At 62.7% G+C, this 15,445-nt stretch carries 14 protein-coding genes; 7 read left to right on the plus strand and 7 right to left on the minus strand.

Translation table 11 applies throughout. The annotated features are described in order from the left end of the window. Positions 1 to 18 precede the first annotated feature (18 nt). From glcF to CO660_RS05025, 3 genes are all read right to left on the minus strand, one after another. Positions 19 to 1,329: a glycolate oxidase subunit GlcF gene (gene glcF, locus CO660_RS05010; protein ID WP_097597808.1), complete on the minus strand. Its 1,311-nt coding sequence runs from the start codon at positions 1,327 to 1,329 to the stop codon at positions 19 to 21. Positions 1,330 to 1,567: 238 nt separating this feature from the next. Then, positions 1,568 to 2,767: a glycolate oxidase subunit GlcE gene (gene glcE / locus CO660_RS05020; protein ID WP_097597809.1), complete on the minus strand. Its 1,200-nt coding sequence runs from the start codon at positions 2,765 to 2,767 to the stop codon at positions 1,568 to 1,570. Continuing rightward, on the minus strand, positions 2,764 to 4,203 hold the full coding sequence (locus CO660_RS05025; RefSeq protein ID WP_097597810.1) for an FAD-linked oxidase C-terminal domain-containing protein: 1,440 nt from the start codon (positions 4,201 to 4,203) through the stop codon (positions 2,764 to 2,766). The genes glcE and CO660_RS05025 overlap by 4 nt, the downstream gene beginning before the upstream one ends. A gap of 156 nt (positions 4,204 to 4,359) precedes the next feature. On the opposite strand from CO660_RS05025, the gene CO660_RS05030 reads away from it, so the two are divergent. Beyond that, a complete protein-coding gene (locus CO660_RS05030; protein ID WP_097597811.1) occupies positions 4,360 to 5,256 on the plus strand; it encodes a LysR family transcriptional regulator in 897 nt (298 codons plus the stop codon). 88 nt (positions 5,257 to 5,344) lie between these two features. Here CO660_RS05030 and CO660_RS05035 read toward each other — a convergent pair whose 3' ends face one another. Together CO660_RS05035 and CO660_RS05040 are read right to left on the minus strand one after the other, a co-directional pair. Beyond that, positions 5,345 to 6,502, minus strand: coding sequence for an adenosylhomocysteinase (locus CO660_RS05035; protein WP_097597812.1), 1,158 nt, complete (start codon positions 6,500 to 6,502; stop codon positions 5,345 to 5,347). Positions 6,503 to 6,599: 97 nt separating this feature from the next. Next, positions 6,600 to 7,478 carry a LysR substrate-binding domain-containing protein gene (locus CO660_RS05040; protein ID WP_097597813.1) on the minus strand — a complete coding sequence of 293 codons (879 nt, stop codon included), beginning with the start codon at positions 7,476 to 7,478 and terminating at the stop codon, positions 6,600 to 6,602. 261 nt (positions 7,479 to 7,739) lie between these two features. Here CO660_RS05040 and CO660_RS05045 point away from each other — a divergent pair, with 261 nt between their 5' ends. The 5 genes from CO660_RS05045 (at position 7,740) to CO660_RS05065 (ending at position 13,102) form a co-directional block, all read left to right on the plus strand. Next, positions 7,740 to 8,252, plus strand: a complete 513-nt coding sequence (locus CO660_RS05045) for an NUDIX hydrolase (protein WP_097597814.1) — start codon at positions 7,740 to 7,742, stop codon at positions 8,250 to 8,252. A gap of 64 nt (positions 8,253 to 8,316) precedes the next feature. Beyond that, entirely contained in the window at positions 8,317 to 9,813 is a 1,497-nt protein-coding gene (locus CO660_RS05050; RefSeq protein ID WP_097597815.1) for an inorganic phosphate transporter, read from the plus strand. A gap of 17 nt (positions 9,814 to 9,830) precedes the next feature. Further along, positions 9,831 to 10,568, plus strand: a complete 738-nt coding sequence (locus tag CO660_RS05055; protein WP_097597816.1) for a 16S rRNA (uracil(1498)-N(3))-methyltransferase — start codon at positions 9,831 to 9,833, stop codon at positions 10,566 to 10,568. A gap of 145 nt (positions 10,569 to 10,713) precedes the next feature. Continuing rightward, on the plus strand, positions 10,714 to 12,087 hold the full coding sequence (locus tag CO660_RS05060; protein WP_097597817.1) for a glutamate--cysteine ligase: 1,374 nt from the start codon (positions 10,714 to 10,716) through the stop codon (positions 12,085 to 12,087). 151 nt (positions 12,088 to 12,238) lie between these two features. Beyond that, entirely contained in the window at positions 12,239 to 13,102 is an 864-nt protein-coding gene (locus CO660_RS05065) for a DUF937 domain-containing protein (protein ID WP_097597818.1), read from the plus strand. A 121-nt stretch (positions 13,103 to 13,223) separates the two neighbouring features. Here the strand turns inward: CO660_RS05065 and CO660_RS05070 are convergent, their stop codons facing one another. Further along, positions 13,224 to 13,523 (minus strand): DUF1127 domain-containing protein, encoded by a 300-nt coding sequence (locus CO660_RS05070; protein ID WP_097597819.1) that lies wholly within the window; start codon positions 13,521 to 13,523, stop codon positions 13,224 to 13,226. A gap of 204 nt (positions 13,524 to 13,727) precedes the next feature. On the opposite strand from CO660_RS05070, the gene CO660_RS05075 reads away from it, so the two are divergent. Further along, positions 13,728 to 14,684: a LysR substrate-binding domain-containing protein gene (locus tag CO660_RS05075; RefSeq protein WP_097597820.1), complete on the plus strand. Its 957-nt coding sequence runs from the start codon at positions 13,728 to 13,730 to the stop codon at positions 14,682 to 14,684. A 6-nt stretch (positions 14,685 to 14,690) separates the two neighbouring features. On the opposite strand, the gene CO660_RS05080 is transcribed toward CO660_RS05075, so the two are convergent. After that, the gene (locus tag CO660_RS05080; protein WP_097597866.1) at positions 14,691 to 15,332 is read right to left on the minus strand and encodes a TetR family transcriptional regulator; all 642 of its coding nucleotides are present in this window, start codon (positions 15,330 to 15,332) and stop codon (positions 14,691 to 14,693) included. Positions 15,333 to 15,445: the final 113 nt, after the last annotated feature.

Here is a 15,445-nt window from a genome sequence, read left to right on the forward strand (position 1 = left end):
AATGGGCCCGCATTCCCTTCAGCCTAACGACAAACCGGTTAATTTTTCCGGCATAGCGCCGCCATAGGCCCAATCGAGAAGTTCGACCGTATGCAGGATCGGGATCTCGGTTCCGGTGGCGATCTGGGTGATGCAGCCGATATTGCCGGTGGCGATGACATCGGCCTTGGTGGCTTCGATGTTTTTGACCTTACGCGCCTTCAGCGCCGCCGAAATCTCCGGCTGCAGGATGTTGTAGGTGCCGGCCGAGCCGCAGCAGAGATGGCCTTCGGCCGGATCGCGCACGGTGAAGCCCGCCGCCTTCAGCAGTTGCTTCGGCTGAAGGGTGATGCGCTGGCCGTGCTGCATCGAACAGGCGGAATGATAGGCGACCGTGATGCCCCTCGGCATATGGGCCGGCAGGTCGAGGGTCGCCAGATATTCGCTAATGTCCTTTGCCAGCGCCGAGACCCTGGCCGCCTTTGCTGCATAGGCGGGGTCGAGGCGCAGCATGTGACCGTAGTCCTTGATCGTCGTGCCGCAGCCCGAAGCGGTGATGATGATCGCATCGAGGCCATGACTCTCGATCTCGCGCGTCCAGATATCGACGTTGGTGCGGGCGCTTGCGAGCGCCTGCTCGGCCCGGCCCATGTGGTGGACCAGCGAACCGCAGCAAACCTCGCCTTCCGGCGCCACGACCTCCACGCCGAACCGCGTCAGCAGCCCGATCGCCGCCGCGTTGATGCCGGGATCGAGCACCGGCTGGGCGCAGCCGGACAGGATCGCCACCCGGCCGCGCCGCTCCGCCTCGGGCCGATATGTGCCGGGTTTTGAAAAATCTGAAGGCGCGGGAACGCGGCGCGGTGCAAGCGCCAGCATGGCGGCAAAGGGTTTCAGCGCTGCCCCCCGCATCAGTGCGGCAAAGGGGCGGCCGAGACGGGCCAGATGGAGCGCCAGCCGGAACCGGCCGGGAAAGGGCAGCACGGCCGCGAGAATGGCGCGCGTCAGCCGGTTCATGAACGGCCGTCTGTAAGTCTTTTCGATATGGGCGCGGGCGTGATCGACCAGATGCATATAGTCGACGCCGGAGGGACAGGTGGTGACGCAGGAAAGGCAGGAGAGACAGCGGTCGATGTGGGTGACGACCTCGGCATCGGCGGGCCGGCCGTTTTCCAGCATGTCCTTGATGAGATAGATGCGGCCGCGCGGGCTATCGAGCTCGTTGCCGAGCGTCACATAGGTGGGACAGGTGGCGGTGCAGAAACCGCAATGAACGCATTTGCGCAGGATCTGCTCCGATTCGGCGACATGGGGATCGGCGAGCTGGGCTGGGGTGAAATTGGTTTGCATCTAGCGGGGCCTCCGCTTAGGGGGCGCTGTGCCTGGGGCACCCCCCTCTGTCCTGCCGGACATCTCCCCCACAAGGGGGGAGATCGGCAAGACGATCGGCCATCGGTCCCTCTCTGCCGTGTTCGACCGGCAGTGCCCCCGTTGTTTGGGGAAGCCGTCGCCCCGATCCGATCTCACCCCTTGTGGGGGAGATGTCCGGCAGGACAGAGGGGGGTGACCCGCGCACAGACTCATCTTCTCACCCCATCTTCCCCGGATTAAAAATCCCAGCCGGATCGAACTTTTCCCTCACCCGCCGCGACAGCATCGCCACCGCCTCCGGCTCCGGATGAAACGCCGCCGTTGCCGCCCTCGCTGCCTCCGATGCACGGATCAGTGTCGCATGGCCGCCGCCGAGCGCCTTGATGAAGCGGCGGACCAGATCTGCTTCAGGATCCGCCTCCATCCTCATCCAGACGAGACCGCCCTGCCAGTCGTAGAAGGCGTCGACGCCGGCTTCGAGGCGGAGCGCCGAGACCAGTTGATGGCCGGTTCCCGGCGCAACCGAAACGCGCCAGACCGGCCGCGTCGTGCCGTCGGCATAGGGTAATACATCACGGATTTCTCGCCAGAGTCTGCGGCTTTCCGGCTCATCCAGCCGCGTCACCGTGGCAAAGGCCGACATCGCGGCCGCAAGCTTCTCGATGCGCACGTCGACCGAACCGGGCAAGCCTTCGACGCGCAGAACCGTCGCCTCGCCCTCGGGCAATTTGCCGGCAAGGAATTTCCAGGTCACCGTCAGCGGCAGATGGGCAGCACCGGAGATCTCGACCGGCAGCGCCATCGCCGCCGCCATGGCATTGGCCGCTTCGGCATCGTTGAGGCCGGAGAGCACCAGCGTCTGTTCCGTCTTCGGGCGCGGCGGCACGCGGAAGGTCAGTTCGGTGATGAAACCCAGCGTGCCGTGCGAGCCGGCGATCAGCTTGACGAGATCGAGGCCGGTCACATTCTTCATCACCCGGCCGCCGGCCTTGATGATCTCGCCCCTGCCGTTGACGAAGCGCACGCCGAGCAGGCTGTCGCGGGCAGCCCCCGCAATGAGGCGGCGCGGGCCGGAGACATTGGCGGCAAAGACGCCGCCAATCGTCGGCTCGCCCGATCTGCGCATGATTGGCCGATGATCCATTGGCTCGAAGGCAAGCATCTGGCCGCCTTCGGACAGTGCCGCCTCGACCTCGGCAAGCGGCGTACCCGAGCGGACCGTCATGACCATCTCGCCGGGATTGTAGGCGATGATGCCGGAAAGCCTGGTCGATCGCAGGCGGTCTTCCGATGCAACGGCGTTGCCGAAACCCGAGCGCGTATCACCGCCACAGATAGCCAGCGGCCGGTTCGTCTCCGTATGTGTGAGGACGATCGCCGCCGCCTGTTCCTCGCTTGTGGGCATCAGATCGATCATTGGGCCGGGCGCCCTTCGAGCGGGAAGACCTTCGATGGGTTAAGGAGCCAGCCCGGATCGAAGGCGGCGCGCACCGCCATCTGCTGGGCGAGATCGGCCTCCGAATACTGATGGCGCATAAGGTCGCGCTTTTCGATGCCGACGCCATGCTCGCCGGTGAGGCAGCCGCCGGCGTCGACGCAGAGCTTGAGGATATCGTTGCCGGCGGCTTCGGCGCGGGCGGCATCCTCGGGGTCGTTGGCATTGAAGAGGATCAGCGGATGCATGTTGCCGTCGCCGGCATGAAAGACGTTGGCAACCCGCAGGCCGTAATGATCGACGATCTCCGTGGTCTTCTTCAGCACATGGGAAAGCTGGCTGAGCGGCACGGTGCCGTCCATGCAGATATAGTCGGCGATGCGGCCGGTGGCGCCGAAGGCGGATTTGCGCCCTTTCCAGATCAGCGCGGCCTCGGTGGCCGACTGACATTCGCGTACGGTCTTCACAGCATGGCGGCGGGCGATCTCGACGATATCCTTCAGGGTGGCGTCCATTTCGGCTTCCGAACCCTCGACCTCGACGATCAGCAGCGCCCCGACATCGAGGGGATAGCCGGCATGGGCGAAGGCCTCGCAGATCTCGATTGCCGGCTTGTCCATGAATTCGATGGCAACCGGGATGATGCCGGCGGCGATGATATCGGCAACGCAGGCGCCGGCCTCTTCCGAGCTTTCGAAGCCGAAGAGCACGGGACGGGCACCTTCCGGCTTGGCGATCAGCCGCACCGTTGCCTCGGTGACTATGCCGAGCTGGCCTTCGTGGCCGCAGACGAGGCCGAGCAGGTCGTAACCGGCCGCATCCAGCGCCTTGCCGCCGAGCTCGATCACCGTACCGTCGACCAGCACCATTCTGACGCCGAGCAGATTGTTGGTGGTAACGCCATATTTCAGGCAATGGGCGCCGCCGGAATTCATGCCGATATTGCCGCCGATGGTGCAGGCGAGCTGCGAACTCGGATCGGGCGCATAGAAAAAGCCGTCCGCGGAGACGGATTCGGAGATGTTGAGATTGGTGACGCCGGCCTGAACCACGGCGACACGGTTCGGCAGATCGATTTCAAGAATGCTGTTCATCTTCGACAGGCCGAGCACGACGGCATCCTCCTGCGGAATGGCGCCGCCGGAAAGCGAAGTGCCGGCGCCGCGCGGCACGACGGGAATGCCGTAGCGGTGGCAATAGCGCATGACGGCCGCGACCTCGGCCGTGGTGCGCGGCAGGGCGACGGCGAGCGGCAGGCGGCGATAGGACACGAAGGCGTCGGTTTCGAACGGCACCAGCTCGCGCGCCTCATGAACCAGGCATTCGGGCGGCAGAAGATCGGCGAGATCGGCAACGATCCGGGCGCGGCGCGCCAGCACATCGGCGCGCGGGGCGAGAAACGGAATGGCGTCGGACATGGTGTCCTCCCTGACCCTGACGACCGGAAATCGCAGCGGAAAGATGACAGCGGGACGGCCGCCAGCCTCTGCCGCCGGTGAACCGGCTTAGCACTTTCCCGAAAGTGGCGCAAATGCTAAGCACTTATGTCAAAAGGGAAAAAGTCTGAAAACCTTATGACCAATCTGGGTGATCTCGAAATCTTCGCCAAGGTCGTTTCGACTGGCAGCATGTCGCTCGCCGGGCGGGCCCTCGGCTTTTCGCCCGCGGTCGTCTCCAAGCGGATCAAACGGCTGGAGGACCGGCTCGGCACCCGGCTTCTGCAGCGCACAACGCGGCAGATCTCGCTGACGGAAGCCGGACAGGGTTTTTACGACCGTGTCCTCGGTATTCTCGCCGGGTTGGAGGAAGCTGAATTTTACATTTCCGGTCGCTCGGCGCAGATGCACGGCACGCTGAAGATCTCGGCGCCGACCTCCTTCGGCCGCATGCATATCGCGCCGCATTTGAAGGCGTTCATGCAGGCGCACCCGGAGCTTGCCATTAACCTGGTGCTGACCGACGAATTCAGCGACATCATCGGCGGCGGCTTCGATCTGGCGATCCGCATCGCCGAGTTGACGGATTCGAGCCTCGTTGCCCGGCGGCTGGCACCGGTGCGACGGGTGCTCTGTGCCTCGTCGGACTATCTCGCTGCGCATGGTCAACCGGGGGACATCGAGGATCTGAAACACCACCGATGCCTTCCGGCGCACAACAACGACACGTGGCGGCTGATCGGGCCGGAGGGTGCGCTCAGCCTGCGGCCGGAGGGCATGCTGATCACCAATTCCAGCGAAGTGATCCGCGAAGCGGTGATCGCAGGCCTTGGAATTGCCCTGCGCTCGACCTGGGATATCGGCAAGGAACTTAAGTCCGGCCGACTGGTGCAGGTGCTGCCGGCCTATGAGGGCTCACAGAATGTTGGCCTGTCGGCCGTCTATCCCAGCCGCCAGTTCCTGCCGGCCAAGGTGCGGCTGTTCATCGACTATCTGGCCGAGCTTTATGGTCCCGTCCCTTATTGGGAGCTCTGACGCAGATCCGCTGCCTCGGCTTAAAAGCGCGCCGCGATCTTCTGGATCCGCTCGGCCCACGCTTTCAGTCTTGATTTCCCGACATGCTCTAACGCCAGAGATCGAGATAGGCGCTCGCCACCATCGCATCGATATCGGAGGGCACCGGCACCACGCAGGCTTCGGCACCGGCCTCGCCTTTCGCGATCCGCTCCAGGCAGCGGGCCTGAAGCGTGAAGCCGAGGTCCATCGACTCGGCGGAATTGCCGAGCGGCCGGGGACCGGCCAGGTTGGCCATATGGCCACGGCCAAGCACGTGGAACGAACGGCCATCCTTCAGATGGAAGGTCTCGATATGCTCGGCCTCATATCGGTCGATACCGGCGACATCGGGATGGCGCCGAAAGGCTTCGACATCGATCTCCAGCGGAAAATGGCCGCCATTCATCAGGATCGCGCCATCCTTGAGAAGCGGCAGATCGGCCGCCGTCACAATAGCGGGAAAACCGGTGACGGTGATGAGGATATCGGCCGAGCGGATCGCGGCGTCGCGCAAGGGCGTCACGAAACCGTCGAGATGGGCTTCGAGCGTCGTCACTGGATCGATGTCGACAACGCTGACGGTGGAAAAAGCATTGCGAAAACAGGCGGCCGTGCCCTTGCCACAGGCGCCATAGCCGAAAACCGTCACCCGTTTGCCATTGGTGGAGCGATTGGTGAAGCGAAGATAGCTCTCGAACAGGCTCTGACCGACCGCATGCCGGTTCTCGGCAAACTGCTTGATCGGGCTGTCGTTGATGACGAGGATCGGCATGTTCAGGCGTGCGCGCATCGGCAACAGCCGCGTGCGGCCAGACGTCGTCTCCTCGGTGCCGCCGAGAAGATTGGCGAAAGGCTTTTCCACGGCGATGGCGAAAAGATCGCCGCCATTATCGAGCAGCAGATCCGGCCTTTCGGCGATCACAGCTTCCAGGCTCTGGTGATGGGCCGCGGCATCGGTCGTCAGGGTCGCAGAGACGGTGATGCCCTGTGCGCGCAGGAACTCGACCGTCGAGGGCTGGGTGCTGTTGAGATTGCCGGTGCAAACGAGGCGCGCTCCGCCGGCACGAAGCGTCATGAGAAGCGCCACAGTCTTCGGCTCCAGATGGATGCCGGTGCCGATCGACAGGCCATCGAAAGGGCGCGTGCGCTCGAATTCCGCCGCTGTTGCCTTGAGCAGCCGACAGCCGCTGCCGATCCAGTCGATGCGGGTTGCGGTGCTTTCCATCTTCTCTTCCCTTTTCCGTTTCCGCGCCTGTATTAGCGCAGCGGCAGTAAGGCGGACATGGACGTAATTCTGGCGCTGGAGCAGAAAAACTGCCCTTTCAGGCCGGTGTTCCGCAGCGAAGCAGCCAGGCGGACAAGGCCGCTAAGGCCGGCCGCCTGGCATCCGGCGTGCGGCAGCAGAGACTGTAACCCGACGGCCGGGAAATGAAGCCGAAGGGCGCGGCCAGTTGCCCACGTGCGAGGTCGTCCTCTATCGAGGCGCGCGGCGCAAGCGCGATGCCGAGCCCGGAGCGGGCAGCGGCGAGCGCCAGCAGCAGATCCTCGAATTCCTGCCGGCGGGAAAAGCTGACCGGCGGCGTGCCGCTTTCGGCGAACCAGTCGTCCCATAACCGCGGAACGCTGCGGCTGATGAGTTGCGTCAGAGCGCCCATCGCGCCGAGTCCTGCGGACAATGTCGCGGCAAGCGCCGGGATGATGACGGGACCGAATTCGTCCTCCATGAAGCGCAGCGCGACAATTCCTGCAGCCGGCCGGTATTCGCCGCCCATGATCACCGCATCCAGTTCCGGGTGCATCTGCAGCGGCTCGGCCACGGCCATCGGCACGATGTCAATCAGAGTATCGCCGAGGCTTGCCTGCATATCCGCAACGCGCGGCATCAGCCACCAGATCGCGAAGGCGGAAGGCACGCCGAGGCGAATACGGCCAGGTGCGGCACCCTCGAAATCCAAAGCGGCCCGCTGCAGAATATCGAAAGCCGCGCTCGCAGCCTCGGCGAACGCGCTCGCCTCTGGTGTCGGGACCAGCCTGCGGCCGTCGCGCGTGAAAAGCTTCCGGCCGAAGTGATTCTCCAGCGTGGCAATCTGCTGGCGCACGGCGCCGCGCACCACGTTCAGCTCCTCGGAAGCCTTCAGAATGCTGCCATGGCGGCAGACGGACACGAAGGCGCGGATGGCATTGAGAGGCGGGAGACGCATAATTACCACATTGGCAAAATGATAGGGGAACAATTCGTCCCGGCATTGATTAGGGGTCCGGACCGACTCATACTGTACACCTGTGCAATATGACGCATTCGAGACAGGTCGCGACGGATTTCTGAGCCTGCCCCAGCTCGATTTCCCCTAAAAACGGCAGCTAATCATGTTTTGGATCGCCCGCGGCTTTGGATTGCGTCAGGGTTCCGTGATACACGTATATGAGTGATTCCTAACAACCATGCAAAGGTGACCCGACAATTGACTCTTCTCGCCCGATTGGCATCCGATGTGCAACTGATGTTCCGGCGCCCGCCGCGACAGCAATATGGTGCCATCTGTTACCGGGTGAAGAAGAAAAGCGCTGAGGTCGAAGTTCTGCTGATGACGAGCCGTGACACCGGCCGCTGGGTCATTCCCAAGGGCTGGCCGATGAACGGTAAGTGCGCTCGTGAGGTCGCCGCGCAGGAAGCCTTGGAAGAAGCCGGCGTACGCGGCGCGGCCGAGGCGGAAACGCTCGGTTCCTACACCTATCAGAAGGTGCTGCGTGACGGAGTGCAGGTCGTCTGCAAGGTGCAGGTCTATCCGCTTGAGGTTACCGACTTGGCGAAGAACTTCAAGGAAAAGGGCGAGCGCACCATCGAATGGGTCTCATGCGACGAGGCGGCCAGCCGCGTCCGCGAACCAGAACTTCGCAATCTCTTCCTCGCCTTCAAGCAAAAGATGACCGACAGACTGTCGGCCAAGGCGACGAAACAAATTCCGGCGGAATGAATCCTGCCATCTTGCACTGCTAGGAAAGCAGCGTAGAAGCAGATTTCATCCTTCAGGAAAAAGAATGCCGCCCCGTCCCGCAGTTCTGACGAAACGCACGCTCGACAAGGACCTCGATAAGATTACCTATGTCGAGGACGCGGCAAAGCATGTTGCGCGGCGGCTGGTGGCGCCTGGGCTAGGGCTGATTTTCGTCGGCATCGTCATGCTCTTTGCAGGCGTCTACGTCTTCGACCGTCCGGGCGCCGTGCTCGTCGTGGCGGCAGCGGCCTTTGCCGGCTACATGGCCATGAATATCGGCGCCAATGACGTGACCAACAATGTCGGTGCGGCCGTAGGCGCACGCGCCATGACGATGGGCCAGGCGCTTGTCATCGCTGCGATCTTCGAGGTCTTGGGCGCTACGATCGCGGGCGGCGAAGTGGTCAAGACGATTTCCTCCGACATCGTCGATGCCGGCCAGGTGTCGCCGGCGGTGCTCGGCTGGATCATGATGGCGGCGCTGACCGCAGCAGCCCTTTGGATCAACCTTGCAACCTGGATGAATGCGCCGGTTTCCACCACGCATGCGATCGTCGGCGCAGTGATCGGGGCCGGCATCTCAGCTGTGGGGCCGGAGCCGGTGAATTGGCGGGTGATGTTTGAGATCACCTCGAGCTGGATCACCTCGCCGCTGCTCGGCGGACTGATCGCGGCCGGTCTGCTCTATCTCGTCAAGACCCTCATCATCTATCGCGACGACAAAATCGCAGCGGCGCGGCGCTGGGTGCCGGTGTTGGTCGCGACGATGGCCGGCGGCTTCATGGCCTATATGCTGCTGCAGCTGTCGCCGATCGGCAGATTTCCGCCCTTCACCGTCATTCTGATTGGAATCGGCATGGGGCTGGTGAGCTGGCTTGCCGTTCGGCCGCTCGTCCTCGCCCAGGCGCGGGATCTCGAAAACCGCAACAGCTCACTGCGGGTGCTGTTCCGGCTGCCGCTGATCGGCTCGGCGGCGCTGCTGTCATTCGCGCATGGCGCAAACGACGTTTCGAACGCAGTCGGGCCGCTTTCGGCGATCGTCCATTCGGTGGGTATCGGCGGCGACGGCGTCGGCCATCCGCCCCTCTGGGTAATGCTGATCGGCGCCTTCGGCATCTCCGTCGGCCTGCTGCTCTTCGGGCCGCGCCTCATCCGCCTCGTCGGCGAAGAGATCACCAAGCTTAACCCGATGCGCGCCTATTGCGTCGCGCTGTCGACCGCTTTCACCGTCATAGTCGCCTCCTGGCTCGGCCTGCCGGTCAGCACCACGCATATTGCCGTCGGCGCCGTCTTCGGCGTCGGCTTCTTCCGCGAATGGTACACCCGCCGTTCCAAGCGCCGCATCGCCTATATCAGGCGCAAGGCCGAGAGCTGGGAACTGGATGAACCGGAGGAGCCGAACATTCATGAAAGGCGGCGGCGCTACCTCGTCCGCCGCTCACATTTCATGACGATCATCGCGGCCTGGATCATCACCGTCCCGGTTTCGGCGACGCTTGCAGCGATGATTTATTGGGTTATGTTCGCGCTCTTCATCTGAGGCTCCAGGTTTTTCGAATGCGCGCCAATTTCCGCATGCAACGGCTTTTCGTCGATGCGCCCCTTTCCAGCGGCGCCGTCGTGGAGGCGAATGCCGATCAGTTCAACTATCTCGCCAATGTGCTGAGAATGGAGAACGCTGCGGAGATCCTGCTCTTCAACGGCCGGGACGGCGAGTGGAAGGCCTCCCTCTCCTTCCCCACGCGCAAACGCATCCAGCTGACGGCGATCGAGCAGACGCGGCCACAGCCGGCGCCTTGCGACCTGCATTATCTCTTCGCGCCGCTCAAAGTCGGCCGCATGGATTATCTCGTGCAGAAGGCTGTCGAAATGGGCGCCGGCTTGCTGCAGCCCGTCATGACCCAGCACGTGCAGGGCAAAATCACCAATCTCGACAAACTGCGTGCCAATGTTGTCGAGGCAGCCGAGCAATGCGGCATTCTCGGCATTCCCGATGTGGCCGAGCCGGCGAAGCTTTCCGACCTGCTCGACCGCTGGCCGAAAGAACGGCGCATCATCTATTGCGACGAGGGCGATGCCGGGCAAAACCCGCTGCCGGTGCTGGCAGCCATCCAGGAAAGGCATCTCGCTCTGCTCGTCGGGCCGGAAGGCGGCTTTTCGGAAGAAGAGCGGGCGCGGCTTCGAAGCCTCGATTTCGTCACCGCCATTCCGCTCGGGCCGCGCATCCTCAGGGCAGATACGGCGGCCGTTGCGGCGCTGGCGGTGGTCCAGGCGGCGATCGGCGACTGGACGTGACCGGGAAAACGGTTGACGCGGAAATCACTGCTGTTTTTTTGATGCGTCGTTGAAAGAATTTCACTTGCAACAAACGTGGCTTGGGTCCTAATCACCTTCCAACTGCCCGCCCCCCTGGGCGCCTTCTTGAATACAGGTACCCCGCATGGCCCGCGACACTACCGACCAGACGCCGCTCTCTTCGGTTCAGGATCTGACCGATTACATCGCCGCGGGCAACAAGCCGCGGGAGCGCTTCCGCATCGGCACCGAACATGAGAAGTTCGCCTTCTTCCGCGCCGACAACAGCCCGGTTCCCTATTTTGGCGATGCTAGCATTTCTGCCCTGCTCACCGGCCTGCAGAAAAAGAGCAGCTGGGAGCCGATCGTGGACGGCGGCAACATCATCGGCCTTGCCGAACAGAACGGCATGGGCGCGATCTCGATCGAACCCGGCGGCCAGTTCGAACTCTCCGGCGCGCCGCTGGAAACGATCCATCAGACCTGCAAGGAATCGAACCAGCACCTGGCGACGCTGCGCGAGATCGCCGAGCCGATGGGCATCCGTTTCCTCGGCATCGGCGGCAGTCCGAAATGGACCTATGCCGAGACTCCGCAGATGCCGAAATCGCGCTACGAGATCATGACCCGCTATATGCCGAAGGTCGGCACCAAGGGTCTCGACATGATGTATCGCACCTGCACGATCCAGGTGAATCTCGATTTCTCCTCGGAAGACGACATGCGCAAGAAGATGCGTGTCTCGATGAAGCTGCAATCGCTGGCGACTGCGCTGTTTGCCTCCTCGCCCTTCACCGAAGGCAAGCCGAACGGTTTGCTTTCCTGGCGTGGCGATATCTGGCGCGATGTCGACAACCGACGCGCCGGCCTGCTCGACTTCACCTTCCGCGACGACTTCGGTTTCCGCGCCTACGCCGAATGGGCGCTCGACGTGCCGATGTATTTCATCGTCCGCAACGGGCGCTATCACGACTGCACGCACGTCACCTTCCGCCAGTTCATGAATGGTGCATTGAAGGGCGAGGTCGCCGATCCGGAGCCGACGATGGGCGACTGGACGAACCATCTTTCGACGCTCTTCCCCGACGTGCGGCTGAAGCGTTTTCTCGAAATGCGCGGTGCGGACGGCGGCCCGTGGCGGCGCATCTGTGCACTGCCGGCCTTCTGGGTCGGCCTGCTCTATGAAGATGCAGCCCTCGAGGCAGCCGACCAGCTGACCAAGGATTGGAGCTTTGCCGAGGTCAGCGCCCTGCGCAACGCCGTTCCGGCCGAAGGCCTGCAGGCTGAATTTCGCGGGCACTCGCTTCTCGAGACGGCACGCGAGGTGTTGGGCATATCGAGGGCCGGCCTCAAAGCCCGCGGCAAGCTCAACGGCGAAGGGCAGGACGAGAGCATCTTCCTGGCGCCGCTCGACGAAGTGCTCGCCAAGAAGGCGACGCTCGCCGAGGATCTGCTGTCGCTCTATCACGGCCGCTGGCAGCTTTCCGTCGAGCCGGTCTTCGAGGACTACCAGTATTAGGTTTGCCGCACCGGCACTCTCCAGCTTGGATACCTCGCTCCGCGCCTTTGCCGGAACGGCTTTAAGTTCTTATGGCAAAAAGCCGTTTGCACATTACCTTTTCCGGATATAGTGGCGTTACACGCGTCACGACTCGGGGAAAGGGACCTCCATGCTGCCACTCTTCGACATGATGATGCAGGCGCAGAACGGCGCAGCGATGGAAGCAGTCGCCCGTCAATTCAACTTGGCTCAGGAGCAGGCAACGAAGGCCATGGCCGCGCTGATGCCGGCCTTTTCCGCCGGCCTGAAGCGCAGCACCAGCAATCCTTACGATTTCGTCGGATTGATGCAGGCCGTCGCCTCCGGCAATTACGCACGTTATTTCGAAGATATGAGCCGGGCTTTCACGCCTGAGGGCATTTCCGACGGCAACAATATCCTCGCCCAGCTCTTCGGCTCCAAAGAGGTTTCGCGGGCGATCGCAGCCCAGGCCGCCCAGATGACCGGGATCGGGCAGGAAATCTACAAACAGATGCTGCCGGTGCTGGCAGATACGCTGATGGGCGGGCTCTTCAAGCAAACGACCGGTCAGATGGCCGCGCCCGTCAATCCCTTCGTCAACACGGCGATGGGCGAGACCATCCAGAAATGGCTGGAAAGCACGGGCTTCGCACCGAAGCCAAAGACTGCTCCTGAAGCCAGCATCTTCGACAACCCGTTCACGCAAGCGATGCAGACGATGTTTTCGGCACCGAAGCCCGAACCGGCGCCTCAACCCAACCCCTTCCTCGACAATCCCTTCGCCAAGGCTTTCCAGGAGATGATGGCCGGCCTCAGCCAGCAGCCGGCGGCCCAAAAGCCGGCAGCGAAGACGCAGGCAGCGCCGAAGGAAGAGCAAAAACTCAATGCCGAGAGCTATGCCGAAATGCTGAACGCCATGTTCGACAGCGGGCTGGAGGTGCAGAAGAGCTATCAGAGGAATCTGGAGGCGATCTTCGAAACCTACCGGCCGAAGCCTTCGTCAGAGACCTAACGCGTGTCGCGTCCAGGCGACATCCGGCACGCATAAAAAGACCCGGCGATGGCTGGGAAAGCCGATCACCGGGTCAAGCGGCAGGGCTATTGGCTATCACCCTGCGGGGAAACTCGCGCTCCTACTCGTCGGAGGAGCGGAAGAACTGCAGGCGCCAACGATTACGCGCCGAGCGCGTCAGATGTTCCGACGGGTCCTCAAAAAAAGTCGAGGCCAGGAACGCCGAGGTCAGGTCGGCCCGGGTGAGGCCGATGTCCCTCAGCTGCGCGTCGTTCAGATCATGCAGCGCGTTGATCTCCATGCGATTGCGGAACACGCGAAAGAGGAAGGTCAACGGCGCAAGGCCTGCCGCCAGACGCTGGTAAAACGTCGGGGTAAGCTTACCGCAGTCGAGTTCTAGTGTCCGGTCTGTCGTGTGCATCGAACTCTCCTTTCTTTCGGGGCACGCAACAACCCACCCCTGCCGCGAGGTCGTGCGGAAGGGAGCAGGCTGGATTCGGCTCGGACAGGCAGGGTGTCTGTCCTTCACTTTGCTTGATTTGCATCTCGAAGATGCCAAAGACCTATTGATCAGTCCAACGAATGTTTCTAATGATTATCATCAGCTATCTTTATAGGTGAACCCATGTCCGCGCCTCTTGATCTCGACCAGTTGCAGACTTTCATCGCCATCGTCGATTCCGGCAGCTTCACCAAGGCCGCCGACAGGGTCTACAAGACCCAATCCGCCGTCTCCATGCAGATGCGCCGTCTCGAAGAGCGCATCGGCAAGCAGCTGTTCATCAAGGACGGCCGCGGTAACCGGCTGACGGTCGAGGGGGAAAAACTGCTCAATTACGCCCGCCGCATCATCCGCCTCAACAATGAGGCGATCGCCGCCTTCGACGACAACAGGCTGGAGGGGACGCTGCGCATCGGTACGCCGGACGATTATGCCGATCGCTATATGCCTGAAATCATCGGCCGCTTTGCCAAGACCCATCCGAACGTCGAGCTCTACATCGTCTGCGAGCCCTCGGTGGATCTCGCCGAGCGCATGCACAAGGGTGAGCTCGACATCGCGCTCGTCACCCACAATCCGCGCGAGCGCATGTCCGATGTGGTGAGAACCGAGCCGCTCTGCTGGGTCGGCTCGGCCAACCATCCGATCCGCGACGACGCGCCAGTGCCGCTTGCCGTCGGCCGCCGCGACTGCCAGTGGCGCCAGCTCGCCTGCTCGGCTCTCGATGCCGTCGGCCGCGAGCACCAGATCCTGTTCACCAGCTGGTCCTGCACCGTCGTCGCCGCGGCGGTGCTGGCCGGCATGGCGGTCTCGGTCATGCCGGAATCGGCGCTGCGGACGGGCATGAAGGTGCTAAGCCAGGCCGACGGTTTCCCGGCGCTGCCGCCGGTGCAGATCGGCATCATGAAGCGGCCGGGCGTCTCGCTGTCGCTGATGAACGCGATTACGGCGCATATCACTGCCTGCCTCGACAACATCACGCCGGCTGTCGTCGACGACGGTCTGGACGCGGATGTCAAATCGGCTCAGGCGCGCCTTTACCCGCGGCCGAAGGCCGCCAACATGATGCCGAGCTGGTAGAAAGCCTCAGGCGGCGCTCGGCGCGGCCGTGGCGAAAAGGGACGCGCGGATGACGCGTTTCCACTCGCCGAGCATGCGCCGCGCTATGGTCTCTTCGCTGACGGCTGCAAGCCGGACTACGGCGCCGATCAGGTGGCTGAAAAGGTAAGTGCGCGCGAACATTTCCTCGTCGCAAAGGTCGGGAGCCAACCTGCTTACGGCGTCATGAAAGATACCGGCGACGCGACCGCTATGCTCGATGTTCAGCCGAAGCAGATCCTGATCGGTTTCGGTTCCCATCCAGACGCCGCGATAGACGGGATCGTCGCGATAAGATTCGTAATACCAGTCTATGGTGGCGCAGACGCGATCGAGGGCCTGGTCGAGTGACTGCACATCGCTGAACATCGCCGCCGTCTTCGCCTGGATCGCCGAAGCGTGCTGGTCGAACAGGGCTTTTACGATCGCCGCCTTCTCGGGAAAATACTGGTAAACCGAGCCGATCGGTACCTTGGCGGCGATCGCGAGTTCCGTCATCCGCATGGCGCTGACGCCCTTTTTGGCGATGATCTTGGCGGCGGCGGCGAGAATAAGATCCAGCCTCTGGATACTGCGCTCCTGCTTCGGCTGCCTGCGCAAGCCGATCCGATCCATGCTTTCCGCGCCCATGTCGTTCCCATTTCTTATTGTTTCGCGGCGGAGGCTATCTGCCGCCAGCGCGTCGAGCGGATATGACATTCCAGGAGTTCATCAGCGGTAAATGGAAAAGCTCACATTTTAAC

Source organism: Rhizobium sp. L9 (genome assembly GCF_002531885.1).
Taxonomy (GTDB): Bacteria; Pseudomonadota; Alphaproteobacteria; order Rhizobiales; family Rhizobiaceae; genus Rhizobium.

Coding starts and splice junctions, on each gene's coding strand:
- CO660_RS05080 (WP_097597866.1), bottom strand. CDS start 15,332: ATGGGCGCGGAAAGCATGGATCGGATCGGCTTGCGCAGGCAGCCGAAG.
- CO660_RS05060 (WP_097597817.1), top strand. CDS start 10,714: ATGGCCCGCGACACTACCGACCAGACGCCGCTCTCTTCGGTTCAGGAT.
- CO660_RS05030 (WP_097597811.1), top strand. CDS start 4,360: ATGACCAATCTGGGTGATCTCGAAATCTTCGCCAAGGTCGTTTCGACT.
- CO660_RS05075 (WP_097597820.1), top strand. CDS start 13,728: ATGTCCGCGCCTCTTGATCTCGACCAGTTGCAGACTTTCATCGCCATC.
- CO660_RS05050 (WP_097597815.1), top strand. CDS start 8,317: ATGCCGCCCCGTCCCGCAGTTCTGACGAAACGCACGCTCGACAAGGAC.
- CO660_RS05035 (WP_097597812.1), bottom strand. CDS start 6,502: ATGGAAAGCACCGCAACCCGCATCGACTGGATCGGCAGCGGCTGTCGG.
- CO660_RS05065 (WP_097597818.1), top strand. CDS start 12,239: ATGCTGCCACTCTTCGACATGATGATGCAGGCGCAGAACGGCGCAGCG.
- glcE (WP_097597809.1), bottom strand. CDS start 2,767: ATGATCGATCTGATGCCCACAAGCGAGGAACAGGCGGCGGCGATCGTC.
- CO660_RS05040 (WP_097597813.1), bottom strand. CDS start 7,478: ATGCGTCTCCCGCCTCTCAATGCCATCCGCGCCTTCGTGTCCGTCTGC.
- CO660_RS05025 (WP_097597810.1), bottom strand. CDS start 4,203: ATGTCCGACGCCATTCCGTTTCTCGCCCCGCGCGCCGATGTGCTGGCG.
- CO660_RS05070 (WP_097597819.1), bottom strand. CDS start 13,523: ATGCACACGACAGACCGGACACTAGAACTCGACTGCGGTAAGCTTACC.
- glcF (WP_097597808.1), bottom strand. CDS start 1,329: ATGCAAACCAATTTCACCCCAGCCCAGCTCGCCGATCCCCATGTCGCC.
- CO660_RS05055 (WP_097597816.1), top strand. CDS start 9,831: ATGCGCGCCAATTTCCGCATGCAACGGCTTTTCGTCGATGCGCCCCTT.